Raw genomic sequence first — 14,681 nt, 5'->3', positions numbered from 1 at the left:
ATTCTAACATTTTTCTGAATGACACTAATATTTATTGACATTTTTAGCTAAAAATTTCAAAATGGTACCATAGGGTTGTTTTAAAACTTTAGGGTACATTACCAGACGAAATTTAAAAGATTACTATATTAGTGTTTTACATTTACATACTACAAGAAAAGCAGAAGATGAACACCTTAATGTGTGACTTCTGCTCTTTTTTGTATAGACAAGGAGGGATTACATGAATTATATTGCTCACATCCGTGGTAGTGACAGTCAGATACAAACTGTTGAAGAGCATCTATTAGAAGTAAAACAATTAGCAGAATCATATGGGGAAAAGCTTGGTGTCAAACATTTAACTGGCTTAGCTGGTATGCTCCATGATCTAGGCAAATATACCAATGAGTTTAGAGAATACATATTAGAAGCAGTAAGTAATCCTGATTCTCCACCTAAAAGAGGAAGTGTTGATCATTCAACGGCAGGCGGAAAACTTTTATATGAACTTTTCCATACGGGGAGGGAAATTACCCTGTACAAAGGGATAGTAGCCGAAATCGTAGGAAATGCTATTATTTCTCATCATGCGTATCTCCAAGATTTTTTAAATCCAAATTTAGAATCAAATTATTTAAAAAGGGTTCGCGATAAAGAGTTAGCCGAATTTGAAAAGACTAAGGAACACTTTTTTAAACATGTTGTAAATGAGAATGATTTTTTTGAATATGTTGATCGGGCTGCAGTTGAATTGGAGAATTTTTTATTGAAAGACGCTTCGGAAACCAATGAGAAAAAAGTTATGTTTCTCACTAAATTTATTTTTAGCGCTCTAATTGATGCCGATCGCACAAATACTCGGCTTTTTGAGGAAAATAAGACTAGCGATTCTGTAGTTAACCATAAAGGGCTGTTTATTGCTTACTATGAAAGACTGTTAACAAAAATCGGATCCTTTCAAAAACATCCTGACGCAAATTCGCCTATTAATCTTTTAAGAAGAGAAATGTCAGATCAATGCGATCGTTTTGCCGAAAAGCAATCAGGAATCTATACATTGTCCATCCCAACCGGGGGAGGAAAAACATTAGCGAGTTTAAGATATGCGCTAAAGCACGCCAACCTCTATAACAAAAAACATATTATTTACGTTGTTCCCTATACCACGATTATCGAGCAGAATGCGGCAGAAGTGAGGAAAATATTAAAGGATGAGGAGGAGAATATTTTAGAGCATCATTCCAATGTAATAGAAGATGCAAATGATGATGATGAGAATCAAGATGGCAGGATGAGTGTGCAGCAAAAATTAAAGCTGGCAAAGGATAATTGGGACTCCCCAATTATTTTCACAACAATGGTCCAATTTTTGAATGTTTTCTACGCTAAGGGAAGCAGGAATATCAGAAGGCTTCATAATTTAAGTGAGTCGGTTATTGTCTTTGACGAGGTGCAGAAGGTTCCGGTTTCTTGCGTATCATTATTTAATGATGCTTTGAACTTTTTAAAGGAGAATGGGCAAACAAGCATTGTACTTTGTACAGCAACACAGCCTGCATTGGACTTTGTCGAACATAAGCTGGCAATCGATACGGATGCAGAAATAATTGAAAACCTTGATCAAGTAATTCATGCATTCAAGCGTGTTGAAATTGTCGATCTTGCAACGGATCAATCGTTCGATAATGAAAAGCTGACTGAATTGATTGATGCCAAAATAGAAGAAGTGCAGAGTATATTAGTAATTTTGAATACAAAATCAGTTGTAAAAGATTTATATGAGCGATTAAAAAACAAGGGCACTTATATCCCGGTTTATCATTTAAGCACATCGATGTGTGCTGCACATAGAAATGGAATTTTAAATGAAGTAAGATGGCAGCTTAAAGAGGGCAATAAAATCATTTGTGTGAGCACCCAGCTCATTGAAGCAGGAGTAGATGTCAGCTTTGAATGTGTCATTCGCTCACTTGCAGGACTAGACTCTATTGCTCAAGCGGCAGGCCGCTGCAATCGGCATGGGGAAATGGGAATCCAAAATGTTTATGTTATTGATCATGAGGAAGAAAACTTAACCCGTTTAAAAGAAATCAAAGTTGGCAAACAAGTTTCGAATAGAATCCTCATTGATATGAAGCAAGATGATCAGAATCATGGAGGCCATATTCTGTCAAGACAAGCTATGGAAAGATACTTTCAAGAGTACTATGCCGAATTTGAATCTGACTTAAATTACTTTATCCCTAAGTTAAAGAAGGAAATGACAGAGCTATTGGCCGCGCCTAAGTCAAAGTATAGTTATTACCAGGCTTATTTTCAAAATAATAATAAAACGCATCTTCCATTACTTATCGCTAATAGCTATCAAACAGCAGCGGAGCATTTCCATGTCATTGATAGCCTAGCAAATTCTGCGATTGTTCCATATGGAGAAGGTGAAGATATTATAGCTGAATTAAATAGCAATAGATCGATTGAGGATCTCTCCCGTTTATTACGGAAAGCCCAACAATATACGATTAATCTATTTAACTATGAAAAAGAACAATTGTCTAAAAATGATGGGCTTGTTTACTATATGGACGGAAAAATTATAGCTCTGAAAGAAGGAGCTTATAATAACGAATATGGTTTAGATCTTAATAATGAGAGCGGTTTTACATCAACAATATTTTAAAATACCTATCTCATTTAAGATAAATATATTTAACAAGAAAAAGTTATAGTTTGAAAAAACAAAAAAGGAGGTGAATGGAATTGAGAAATTCTATTGAATTTGAAATATTTGGAGATTACGCGCTATTTACGGATCCTTTGATGAAGATGGGCGGAGAAAAATTAACTTATAATGTGCCCACTTACCAGGCTTTGAAGGGAATTGTTGAATCGATTTACTGGAAGCCAACTCTACTAATGATAGTGGATGAGTTAAGGGTTCTGAATTCTATCAAAATGGAATCGAAAGGCATTCGCCCGATTGATTATGGAGGCGGGAACACACTTGCAAATTACACTTATCTTAAGGATGTCCGTTACCAGGTCAAAGCTCATTTTATCTTTAACCCACATCGGCCGGATATGGCTTTTGACCGAAATGAAAATAAGCATCATAACATCCTTAAGCGCTCCCTTAAAGCTGGAGGCCGCAGAGATATTTTTTTAGGCACAAGGGAATGCCAGGGTTATGTAGAACCATGTGAATTTGGTGAAGGCAAAGGTTTCTATGACAATTATGGCGATATTCATTTAGGAACTATGGTTCACGGGATTAATTATCCTGATGAAACGGGCAGAAACGAAATGGAAGTTCGTTTATGGAATCCGGTTATAAAAGATGGAATTATCCGATTTATTAGGCCGGATCAGTGTACGCAAATTCGCAAGATAATGGATATGGAAGCGAAATATTTTGATGGTTCAAACGTGGAATCAGCAGATGAGCTATTCAGACAATTGGAAGAGGGGGGTGAATAAATGAGCTGGTTGTTAAATCTTTATGAGACGTATCAATCCAATTTGGATCGGGTCGGCGAGATTAATAAGAAAAATAACGGCCAAGAGTATACTTTGCTGCCAATTTCCCATACCACCCAAAATGCACACATCGAAGTCTCAATAACAGAAGATGGTGAATTTCACTCAGCAGCAATTATTGATAAGAGTGATGCGAGTACGTTAATTCCATGTACGGAAGATTCAGCAAACCGGGCTGGATCAAAAATAGCACCTTATCCGCTTCACGATAAACTGAGCTATGTGGCTGGGGATTTTGTGGCCTATGGCGGAAAGATAAAAAAAGAAGAGCCCTTTTCATATTACATAAAACAACTAGAAGAATGGGCGGAATCGCCTTATAGCACAGCGAAAGTAAAAAGTATTTATAACTATTTAAGCAAAAAAACGTTGATAAAGGATCTAGTACAGGAAGGAACTTTGCATGTAGATGCTGATGGCCAGTTAATTGATACCTGGGATAAAAAGGATGAGTCATTATTCGGGCAAAAGCCACCGATCTTTTCGGCCATTACCGGCAGCCAGGAAAGCGCTTTTATCAGGTTTAATGTGTATTCTCCTAATGAAATTTTAACCAAGGTCTGGAAGGATCCTGATATGTATGAATCCTTCATCCGCTTTTACAAAGATTTTCTAAGTGATGATGATTTTTGCTATGTAACAGGAGAACTTAAGCCAGCTACTGATAAGCATGCAAACAAAATAAGGAATCCTGCGGACAAGGCGAAATTGATTTCTGCAAATGACACAAGCGGTTTTACGTTCAGAGGGAGATTTAACAAGGCAAACGAAGTAGCAAACATAAGTTACGAGGTTTCACAAAAAGCACATAATGCACTCAAATGGCTTATTAACCGCCAGGGAAAAATTGTTGATCAGCGTGTTTTCCTTGTCTGGGGGAATGACGTTACTGATATTCCAGATCCTGTAGAAGATAGTTATTCTATATTTGCAACGGCCTTGACGCCTACGGATAAAACAGAAATTAAATCTTACACAAATGAAGATTTTGCAAATGAAGTTGCTAAGGCTATCGAAGGATATAAAAATAATTTAACGTCTACGGCCAATGTGAATATTCTTATACTTGATTCAGCTACAACAGGAAGATTGGCAGTTCTATACTATCGCAATGTGGATAAGGAACTGTATTTAAATAGGCTAAAAAGCTGGCATTCGACTTGTGCATGGGTTCATCGCTACCGAAAAAATGAAGAAAGTGAATTTGTTCAATTTTATGGAGCTCCGGCTACAAAGGATATAGCATTTGCGGCATATGGGCCAAGAGCGAATGAGAAACTCGTCAAAGGACTGATGGAGCGTATGCTGCCATGTATCATCGATGAAAAAAAAATCCCTCTAGACATTGTCAAGAGTGCGTTAAATCGGGCTTCTAACCCTGTTTCAATGGAAAAGTGGGAATGGGAAAAAACACTCAGCATTACATGTGCATTAATCAATAAACTGGAGGGATATAATGTGGCTTTAGATATAGAGAATAATGACCGTGATTATTTGTTTGGCCGGTTGTTGGCTATTGCAGATGTCTTGGAAAGACGTGCACTTGGCTCTGAGGAAACACGTGCAAGCAATGCAATTCGTTATATGAATTCATTTTCCAAGCATCCTGCAAGAACATGGAAGACGATTCAAGAAAGCCTTCAGCCATATCAAGCAAGGCTGGGAACAAAAGGATTATATTTATCGAAGTTAATAGATGAAGTGGCCTCTAAAATGAATATTGAGGATTTTAATAATAAACCGTTATCCGGCAAATATTTATTAGGGTTTTACAGTCAGCGGCATGAGTTATATCAGAAAAAAGAAACCAATGATGCGAAAGAGGTAGCAACCAACTAAAGGAGGAGAAAGAAGATGACAATATTAGATCATAAAATTGATTTTGCTGTTGTATTATCCGTAACGAAGGCCAATCCTAATGGGGATCCGCTGAATGGAAATCGTCCGAGACAAAATTATGATGGGCATGGAGAAATTTCTGATGTAGCGATCAAAAGGAAAATTAGAAATCGGCTTCAGGATATGGAGGAATCTATTTTTGTCCAATCCAATGATAGAAAGGCAGATCAATTTAATAGTTTAAGGGAGAGAGCTGACGGAAATCCAGAACTGGAAAAAATATTGAAATCAAAAGACAGTTCAAGTGAACAATTTGCAATGCTTGCATGTAAAGAATGGATGGATGTGAGAAGCTTTGGCCAGGTTTTTGCCTTTAAAGGCAATGGTAAAGGTGTGTCCGTTGGTGTAAGAGGCCCTGTATCTATTCATACGGCAACAAGTGTTAATCCAATCGATATTACCAGTATGCAAATTACCAAAAGCGTTAACTCTGAACCTGGGAAGGAGAGAGGTTCAGATACAATGGGAATGAAACATCGTGTCGATTTTGGGGTTTACGTTTTTTATGGAAGCATTAACACCCAACTTGCAGAAAAAACTGGTTTCACCAATCAGGATGCGGAAAAAATAAAAAATGCACTTGTCACCCTGTTTGAAAATGATACATCAGCTGCCCGACCTGATGGAAGTATGGAAGTTCATAAAGTGTGCTGGTGGGAGCACAATTCAAAGCTCGGGCAATACTCATCTGCTAAAGTCCATCGGTTACTCGATATTAAGCCGGAAATTGAAGAGCCAAAGACAATTAACGATTATACTATTACGGTTAATGAATTAGATGGTTTGAAGGTTGAAGTCATTAATGGACTATAATGACGAAGACAGTTATTTGATGCTATCGGGCATTCAGCATTTTCAATTTTGTCGACGCCAGTGGGCTCTCATTCACATTGAACAGCAGTGGGAAGAAAATGTTAAGACGGTGGAAGGTCAACATCTCCACCGAAAAGCTGACAAGCCATTTGTAAGAGAGAAACGTGGGGATAAACTCATTGTTCGTGCGATGCCTGTAAAGTCAAATGAACTTAAAATAACAGGTATTTGTGATGTAGTAGAGTTTATTCAAGATAACCGCGGCGTTGAAATACAAGGTGCTGAAGGAAAGTACTTACCTTATCCTATCGAATATAAGCGCGGAAAGCCAAAAATGAACGATTCAGATATATTACAATTAACAGCCCAAGCTATGTGTTTAGAGGAAATGCTGCTTTGTGAAATAAGCAAAGGTTTTATGTTTTATAATGAAATAAAACATAGAGTTGAAGTATCGCTAACAGTAGATCATAAGAATAAAGTCAGGTCAATTGTCGCGGAAATGCACGAATATCATAATCGCAAGTATACACCTAAAGTAAAAACAGGATCCTTTTGCAAAAACTGTTCCCTTGAAAATATTTGCTTGCCTAAATTAATGAATAAGCGGTCTGTAAGCAGTTATATTGAAGGGAAGATCAATGAATGAAAAAACTTCTTAATACGTTATTTATTACACAGCCAGACGTTTATTTATCGTTAGACGGCGATAATATTGTCCTTCTCAAGGAACAGGAAAAATTGGGGAGGCTTCCTCTTCATAATTTAGAATCGGTTGTATCCTTTGGTTATACGGGTGCAAGTCCGGCTTTAATGGGGTATTGTGCAGAAAGAAATATTTCATTAGTTTTTCTAACAATGAACGGAAGATTTCTTGCACGAGTAATCGGAAAAAGTAAGGGTAACGTAGTTCTAAGAAAGAAACAATATGGTGTATCAGATGATGAGGCTGAGTCAGCAAAGATTGCGCGTAATTTTATTATTGGAAAGATTTACAATAATAAATGGATCATCGAAAGAATGACAAGGGATTATCCTTTACGAATAGATGTCGCACAATTTAAAGAAATATCGCAACGTTTATCTTCTATTATTCTTGAGGTAAGGATCTGTGAAGATTTAGAAAGACTACGAGGTTTAGAGGGCCAGGCTGCGATTAGTTACAATAAATTGTTTAATCAAATGATATTACAGCAAAATGAGGATTTTTATTTTAATATGCGCTCTCGGAGACCACCGTTAGACAATGTGAATGCTATGTTATCATTTGCTTATACGTTATTAGCCAATGATATGGCATCTGCGCTAGAAGGAGTTGGACTGGATGCGTATGTCGGCTTTCTTCATCGAGACCGGCCTGGAAGAGTATCTTTAGCCTTAGATGTTATGGAAGAGCTGCGAGGTGTCTATGCAGATAGGTTTGTCTTGTCATTAATCAATAAAAAAGTCCTGAACAAGGATGATTTTCTAAAAAAGGAAAATGGAGCAGTGATTATGACGGACGACGCAAGAAAGAAATTTTTAGCGGCCTGGCAAAATAAAAAGCAAGAAAAGATAACTCATCCATATCTAGGAGAAAAAATATCCTGGGGATTAGTACCACATGCACAAGCTTTATTATTGGCCCGTTATTTACGTAATGACTTAGATGAGTACCCACCATTTTTATGGAAGTAGGTGTAGCATTTGTTAGTGTTAATTACGTATGATGTAAGTACTGTTAATAATGGAGGCCAAAAAAGACTGCGGAAGGTTTCGAAAGTATGTCAAAATTATGGTCAGCGAGTCCAGAATTCAGTATTTGAATGCATTGTAGATGCAACTCAATTTGCCACTTTAAAAATAGAACTTTCTGATATTATTGACGAAGATCTAGATAGCCTCAGATTCTATCAGCTAGGTAATAATTATAAGACAAAGGTAGAACATATTGGCGTGAAAGAATCAGTCGATTTAGAAGGTCCTCTAATAATTTAGTGCGAATGTATAGTGCACATAGATTTCCTGAAACATTCGCACCTGAATTCTTGTGTTTAATTACCAATAATTATATTTTTTATATTGCTTTCTTTATTTAATTAAAGAAAATAGCGTATTTTTGATCAAAATTATGTACTATTAAATTATTTTGTTCAAAAATCGCTGTCGCATCCTTCGTGGATGCGTGGATTGAAATGTTGGCAGCCTTTTGGGATTGTGCTTTGCATCACTGTCGCATCCTTCGTGGATGCGTGGATTGAAATAGTTCATTTGCGAGGTCAATGGTTTGTATACGTAGTCGCATCCTTCGTGGATGCGTGGATTGAAATATGCAGATAACCGGGCATTTATCAAACGGTTCCTGTCGCATCCTTCGTGGATGCGTGGATTGAAATGCTCTAAGCCACTCGATCAGGGCGGTCAAGGTGAAGTCGCATCCTTCGTGGATGCGTGGATTGAAATATTATCTTTTACGTTAATATGGTCAAGTTCTAACGTCGCATCCTTCGTGGATGCGTGGATTGAAATATCGTATGTTCAAATGCTCCACCAATGGCTCCACGTCGCATCCTTCGTGGATGCGTGGATTGAAATGACTCATAGCGTGACGGTGTAGTAGATTTCATCGTCGCATCCTTCGTGGATGCGTGGATTGAAATGCTATCCGGCGGCCTTTATCATCTAAATGCTCTTGTCGCATCCTTCGTGGATGCGTGGATTGAAATTTTTTCGATATTCGCCACATTACCTTGATAGCCAGTCGCATCCTTCGTGGATGCGTGGATTGAAATGTTTTCATCATGTTGTTAGTCCACTCTAGAAACGTCGCATCCTTCGTGGATGCGTGGATTGAAATCTGTTGCTTCGATGATTTCTCTCTCATTGACTAGTCGCATCCTTCGTGGATGCGTGGATTGAAATTGTCATAACCGACTCAGCTCGGTTTATGGGTGTCGTCGCATCCTTCGTGGATGCGTGGATTGAAATATTGGATGAGGAAACAGTAAAGGTCGAGGTATGGGGTCGCATCCTTCGTGGATGCGTGGATTGAAATACTGATGCAACAGCCGGATTAGTGTATATGTTCTGTCGCATCCTTCGTGGATGCGTGGATTGAAATTGTCATAACCGACTCAGCTCGGTTTATGGGTGTCGTCGCATCCTTCGTGGATTGAAATTCTCCCGGTAACAAGTCAATAAAATAAGGCGTGACGTCGCATCCTTCGTGGATGCGTGGATTGAAATCTGCCCATTTGCGGTTAATTTTACGTTTGTTCCGGTCGCATCCTTCGTGGATGCGTGGATTGAAATACAATAAATTTCGCAATCTCGCCAATCGTGGAAGGTCGCATCCTTCGTGGATGCGTGGATTGAAATAGTAAGTATTCGTGTGGAGTCCAATCCATAATGACGTCGCATCCTTCGTGGATGCGTGGATTGAAATTCGATGGGAAAACGGTGAAAGAAGAAGCTGAAAAGTCGCATCCTTCGTGGATGCGTGGATTGAAATCCTCAAAATCACCACTGACCAAGGCTTTTATGAAGTCGCATCCTTCGTGGATGCGTGGATTGAAATAAAAAATCGAACAGCATTCACCGGATTCTTATAGTCGCATCCTTCGTGGATGCGTGGATTGAAATAAAGAAACGAAGGATAAGAGAATATCAAATTTACGTCGCATCCTTCGTGGATGCGTGGATTGAAATTCTGAAGAAAAGTACGAAAACCAATGTGAAGTGAAGTCGCATCCTTCGTGGATGCGTGGATTGAAATATCGTATGTTCAAATGTTGCTCCACCGGCTAATGTCGCATCCTTCGTGGATGCGTGGATTGAAATCTTTATTAGGAATAGGACTCGTTTTCCTGCTATTGTCGCATCCTTCGTGGATGCGTGGATTGAAATACGTCGGTGATTATGTGAAATGCCCGGGATGTGAGTCGCATCCTTCGTGGATGCGTGGATTGAAATTTATATGGCCGCAGAAGCTTTGTAACCGACTCCGGGTCGCATCCTTCGTGGATGCGTGGATTGAAATTGAATCCTATCAAAGAATTAACTTTGTCGGCACGTCGCATCCTTCGTGGATGCGTGGATTGAAATAAGAATAATAGTAAAGCTGTCTCTGATTTGCGATGTCGCATCCTTCGTGGATGCGTGGATTGAAATTATCATAGGCATCGATAAGGTGGAGAACCTTTTCGTCGCATCCTTCGTGGATGCGTGGATTGAAATCCTGCTAATTTATCTACAGATGTACTGTTTGCTGGTGTCGCATCCTTCGTGGATGCGTGGATTGAAATCCTGCTGCTGATGAAGTATTCCAAGCACAACCGAGTCGCATCCTTCGTGGATGCGTGGATTGAAATTTGCGGCTGTATATAATTTACTTCCTATTGCATCGTCGCATCCTTCGTGGATGCGTGGATTGAAATGAGAAAGATGAATAATCCATCCAATCAGAGTGAAGTCGCATCCTTCGTGGATGCGTGGATTGAAATCATGTAAGAACTGATGATGGTATACAAGGCAGGGGTCGCATCCTTCGTGGATGCGTGGATTGAAATCGATAAGGGATAAAGAAAAGGGGAAAATGATATGGTCGCATCCTTCGTGGATGCGTGGATTGAAATATAAAGTTAGATCATGTAAGGTCAACACCTTCTGTCGCATCCTTCGTGGATGCGTGGATTGAAATTAAACCACTCGACCAAGGCGGTCAAGGTGAAATGTCGCATCCTTCGTGGATGCGTGGATTGAAATAATACTGCAAAGATAAGTCACTCTACTGGCCGGCGTCGCATCCTTCGTGGATGCGTGGATTGAAATTTCACGTGTATAGTGACTACGCTGGGAAGAAAGAGTCGCATCCTTCGTGGATGCGTGGATTGAAATAGGCAGTAAATGCAACGATTGGATCCGATGCGGTGTCGCATCCTTCGTGGATGCGTGGATTGAAATGCTCAACTATACACTGGATATAAAAATCACTTATTGTCGCATCCTTCGTGGATGCGTGGATTGAAATACCAAACCTATGACAGCAATTGTCGTCAGTAATGTCGCATCCTTCGTGGATGCGTGGATTGAAATCACTCAGGAGTCGCTTTTTATTTTAGGGGGAAAGGTCGCATCCTTCGTGGATGCGTGGATTGAAATGTCCTACCTCTTATTGCTAAGACACTACATTCTTGTCGCATCCTTCGTGGATGCGTGGATTGAAATGATTAATGTGATCAATGAACAGTTTTTGAGGAAGTCGCATCCTTCGTGGATGCGTGGATTGAAATTTCGCTTTTTTGACCTCCAGCGTGCCGAGCAGTAGTCGCATCCTTCGTGGATGCGTGGATTGAAATCTCCAGCAATTAAACCTGCAGTAAACCCCTCCATGTCGCATCCTTCGTGGATGCGTGGATTGAAATTCAATCCCTTTCCGGATATTGTCCATGAAGATCTCGTCGCATCCTTCGTGGATGCGTGGATTGAAATTGAGAGGACTTGCTCGGCCTTGCGTACTGCCTTAGGTCGCATCCTTCGTGGATGCGTGGATTGAAATCTGCTTGTGTAAGCGTTGGAGCGGCTGGAGTTTTAGTCGCATCCTTCGTGGATGCGTGGATTGAAATACCACAGAAGCGATTTTATCACCTATTGATTGCCGTCGCATCCTTCGTGGATGCGTGGATTGAAATCTGCATCATATCCGCTTTCAATATCTCGCATAGTCGCATCCTTCGTGGATGCGTGGATTGAAATACCTTTCGTATCCCGATAGAGACCAAGTGCCTCGAGTCGCATCCTTCGTGGATGCGTGGATTGAAATTTCAGGCACACCCAAAAGTGCGATGGCTTTCGTGTCGCATCCTTCGTGGATGCGTGGATTGAAATCACCAATTCAGACCAATACCATGTTTGGGCGGGCGTCGCATCCTTCGTGGATGCGTGGATTGAAATATCGCTGTCCGGACCGCGTCAAAATCCGCCATCGTCGCATCCTTCGTGGATGCGTGGATTGAAATCTAAAACAACGGTCATATCCTCTACATCAAAATCCGCGTCGCATCCTTCGTGGATGCGTGGATTGAAATAACCCGTAAGCTGCAGAAGCTGGATGGGCCAGTAGTCGCATCCTTCGTGGATGCGTGGATTGAAATCTCAATAAGTTCCTTAGAATCCGCAGCTGCGCGCGTCGCATCCTTCGTGGATGCGTGGATTGAAATCTCTTTACCAAATTTATGTGTGTATTGCATAATAGTCGCATCCTTCGTGGATGCGTGGATTGAAATCTTGCTTTCGGAATTGTATTTGATGGCTCCTGAGTCGCATCCTTCGTGGATGCGTGGATTGAAATGGTTTCCATACTTCGGCTTGCTACGGCCGTTATTGTCGCATCCTTCGTGGATGCGTGGATTGAAATCGACAACCGAAGCACCTGCCCAGTAGGTGTATTTTTGTCGCATCCTTCGTGGATGCGTGGATTGAAATAATAGCAAAGCGCAAGAATTATCAGCCAATACCGTCGCATCCTTCGTGGATGCGTGGATTGAAATATTGATAAATACAAAATCCATATCATCAGTGGATGTCGCATCCTTCGTGGATGCGTGGATTGAAATCCGTATTTGCTTACAGATTTGAAGTCTGTGAAAAGTCGCATCCTTCGTGGATGCGTGGATTGAAATTTTCGAGAGGTGCTTATAAAGCTTGTATCCCCCTGTCGCATCCTTCGTGGATGCGTGGATTGAAATCCTGCTTCAATATCTTTAATCATTTGCTGTAATTGTCGCATCCTTCGTGGATGCGTGGATTGAAATTTGATGGTGAGTTATATACGATCGAGAAAAGTAAGTCGCATCCTTCGTGGATGCGTGGATTGAAATATGTTGGCATCCACAATCTTTGGAGGTTGATCTGGTCGCATCCTTCGTGGATGCGTGGATTGAAATTCAGCACGGGCTTTTATTGTTTTTGGATATAAGTCGCATCCTTCGTGGATGCGTGGATTGAAATACCGAAGTCCTGCACCGCCTGTTCATATCGTTCCGTCGCATCCTTCGTGGATGCGTGGATTGAAATACATATAACGTGTTATCCCCGATGATGATGCAGTCGTCGCATCCTTCGTGGATGCGTGGATTGAAATCTAATCATCCAAATCCATATATGGTGGCTTTTTGTCGCATCCTTCGTGGATGCGTGGATTGAAATATTTTTGTGATAATGATTAGGTTTATTTATAATAGTCGCATCCTTCGTGGATGCGTGGATTGAAATGAGTGAGTAACCCAAGGTATTGGCAATCGGTGCAGGTCGCATCCTTCGTGGATGCGTGGATTGAAATTTAACCCATACTAGTCGATCGTCTGCGATGATAAGTCGCATCCTTCGTGGATGCGTGGATTGAAATTTATCTAATGTTTTTATGGAAAATTCCTTCTTGGTCGCATCCTTCGTGGATGCGTGGATTGAAATCATACTGCTCTTTCGGAAGAGCCGTAAGAGCCGGAGGTCGCATCCTTCGTGGATGCGTGGATTGAAATAATGATAGGAAGTAGAATTTATGAAGGCGATAAAGTCGCATCCTTCGTGGATGCGTGGATTGAAATTATATGCCGGTTCCGTGGTGATGTTATATTCCGGCGTCGCATCCTTCGTGGATGCGTGGATTGAAATCCTTTGTAATACCAGTAATAACGGAATCCCCCGGTCGCATCCTTCGTGGATGCGTGGATTGAAATTGTACGCTTCATGGCGGCCGCTGCGTTATTGTAGTCGCATCCTTCGTGGATGCGTGGATTGAAATCTTTTTATAGAAATTAAAAAGACGACCTATGCAGTCGCATCCTTCGTGGATGCGTGGATTGAAATCTTTTTTGTTGTGAATGAGGGAATATCTATCCTTGTCGCATCCTTCGTGGATGCGTGGATTGAAATCCGAGTTGCGGATGTTCTCGCTCAAGCAGCTAACCGTCGCATCCTTCGTGGATGCGTGGATTGAAATACCCCATCCCCGTCATGGATAGGGATAGCAACGTCGCATCCTTCGTGGATGCGTGGATTGAAATTTTGAACTACACGCTAGATATTAAAATTACCTATGTCGCATCCTTCGTGGATGCGTGGATTGAAATATTTAAATAGACTTGACTCGTGTTGCAATCAATGTCGCATCCTTCGTGGATGCGTGGATTGAAATTTTTTTGGTATTTCCAAATACGCATATCGATAATGTCGCATCCTTCGTGGATGCGTGGATTGAAATTTTTCCATTTTTGTGATCGGATCACGAACGGAGTGTCGCATCCTTCGTGGATGCGTGGATTGAAATATTTTGGGAACTGACTAAGCCAATGTCATCGACCGTCGCATCCTTCGTGGATGCGTGGATTGAAATATATCTTTCCTGGTTCAAGATGGTTGCCACTCCCGGTCGCATCCTTCGTGGATGCGTGGATTGAAATGACTTTAATCCTGCA

The 14,681-nt window shown here is 40.7% G+C and carries 7 protein-coding genes and 1 CRISPR repeat array (1 of these 8 running past the window's edge); all 7 genes read left to right on the top strand.

Annotated elements, in window-relative coordinates:
• Window positions 1-223: 223 nt before the first annotated feature.
• Window positions 224-2,659 (top strand): CRISPR-associated helicase Cas3', encoded by a 2,436-nt coding sequence (cas3, locus tag LQ216_RS17665; RefSeq protein WP_230130755.1) that lies wholly within the window; start codon window positions 224-226, stop codon window positions 2,657-2,659.
• Window positions 2,660-2,739: 80 nt separating this feature from the next.
• Window positions 2,740-3,456: a type I-C CRISPR-associated protein Cas5c gene (cas5c, locus tag LQ216_RS17660; RefSeq protein ID WP_230130754.1), complete on the top strand. Its 717-nt coding sequence runs from the start codon at window positions 2,740-2,742 to the stop codon at window positions 3,454-3,456.
• The gene (gene cas8c, locus LQ216_RS17655) at window positions 3,457-5,355 is read left to right on the top strand and encodes a type I-C CRISPR-associated protein Cas8c/Csd1 (protein ID WP_230130753.1); all 1,899 of its coding nucleotides are present in this window, start codon (window positions 3,457-3,459) and stop codon (window positions 5,353-5,355) included.
• A 15-nt stretch (window positions 5,356-5,370) separates the two neighbouring features.
• Entirely contained in the window at window positions 5,371-6,228 is an 858-nt protein-coding gene (gene cas7c / locus LQ216_RS17650) for a type I-C CRISPR-associated protein Cas7/Csd2 (RefSeq protein WP_230130752.1), read from the top strand.
• The gene (gene cas4 / locus LQ216_RS17645; RefSeq protein ID WP_230130751.1) at window positions 6,218-6,877 is read left to right on the top strand and encodes a CRISPR-associated protein Cas4; all 660 of its coding nucleotides are present in this window, start codon (window positions 6,218-6,220) and stop codon (window positions 6,875-6,877) included. Before cas7c ends, cas4 begins: the two co-directional genes overlap by 11 nt.
• Entirely contained in the window at window positions 6,874-7,905 is a 1,032-nt protein-coding gene (gene cas1c / locus LQ216_RS17640; protein ID WP_230130750.1) for a type I-C CRISPR-associated endonuclease Cas1c, read from the top strand. The genes cas4 and cas1c overlap by 4 nt, the downstream gene beginning before the upstream one ends.
• A gap of 9 nt (window positions 7,906-7,914) precedes the next feature.
• The gene (gene cas2 / locus LQ216_RS17635; protein ID WP_230130749.1) at window positions 7,915-8,205 is read left to right on the top strand and encodes a CRISPR-associated endonuclease Cas2; all 291 of its coding nucleotides are present in this window, start codon (window positions 7,915-7,917) and stop codon (window positions 8,203-8,205) included.
• 167 nt (window positions 8,206-8,372) lie between these two features.
• Window positions 8,373-14,681: direct repeats of the CRISPR family, unit length 32 nt; unit sequence GTCGCATCCTTCGTGGATGCGTGGATTGAAAT (it continues 778 nt past the right edge of the window).

Source organism: Bacillus sp. CECT 9360 (genome assembly GCF_918741275.1).
GTDB lineage: Bacteria > Bacillota > Bacilli > Bacillales > DSM-1321 > Peribacillus.
This window is presented reverse-complemented; position numbering and strand designations above follow the sequence as displayed.

What these genes read in the sequence shown, in the direction of transcription:
- cas3 (WP_230130755.1), top strand. Translation starts at nt 224, where the DNA reads ATGAATTATATTGCTCACATCCGTGGTAGTGACAGTCAGATACAAACT.
- cas8c (WP_230130753.1), top strand. Translation starts at nt 3,457, where the DNA reads ATGAGCTGGTTGTTAAATCTTTATGAGACGTATCAATCCAATTTGGAT.
- cas7c (WP_230130752.1), top strand. Translation starts at nt 5,371, where the DNA reads ATGACAATATTAGATCATAAAATTGATTTTGCTGTTGTATTATCCGTA.
- cas4 (WP_230130751.1), top strand. Translation starts at nt 6,218, where the DNA reads ATGGACTATAATGACGAAGACAGTTATTTGATGCTATCGGGCATTCAG.
- cas1c (WP_230130750.1), top strand. Translation starts at nt 6,874, where the DNA reads ATGAAAAAACTTCTTAATACGTTATTTATTACACAGCCAGACGTTTAT.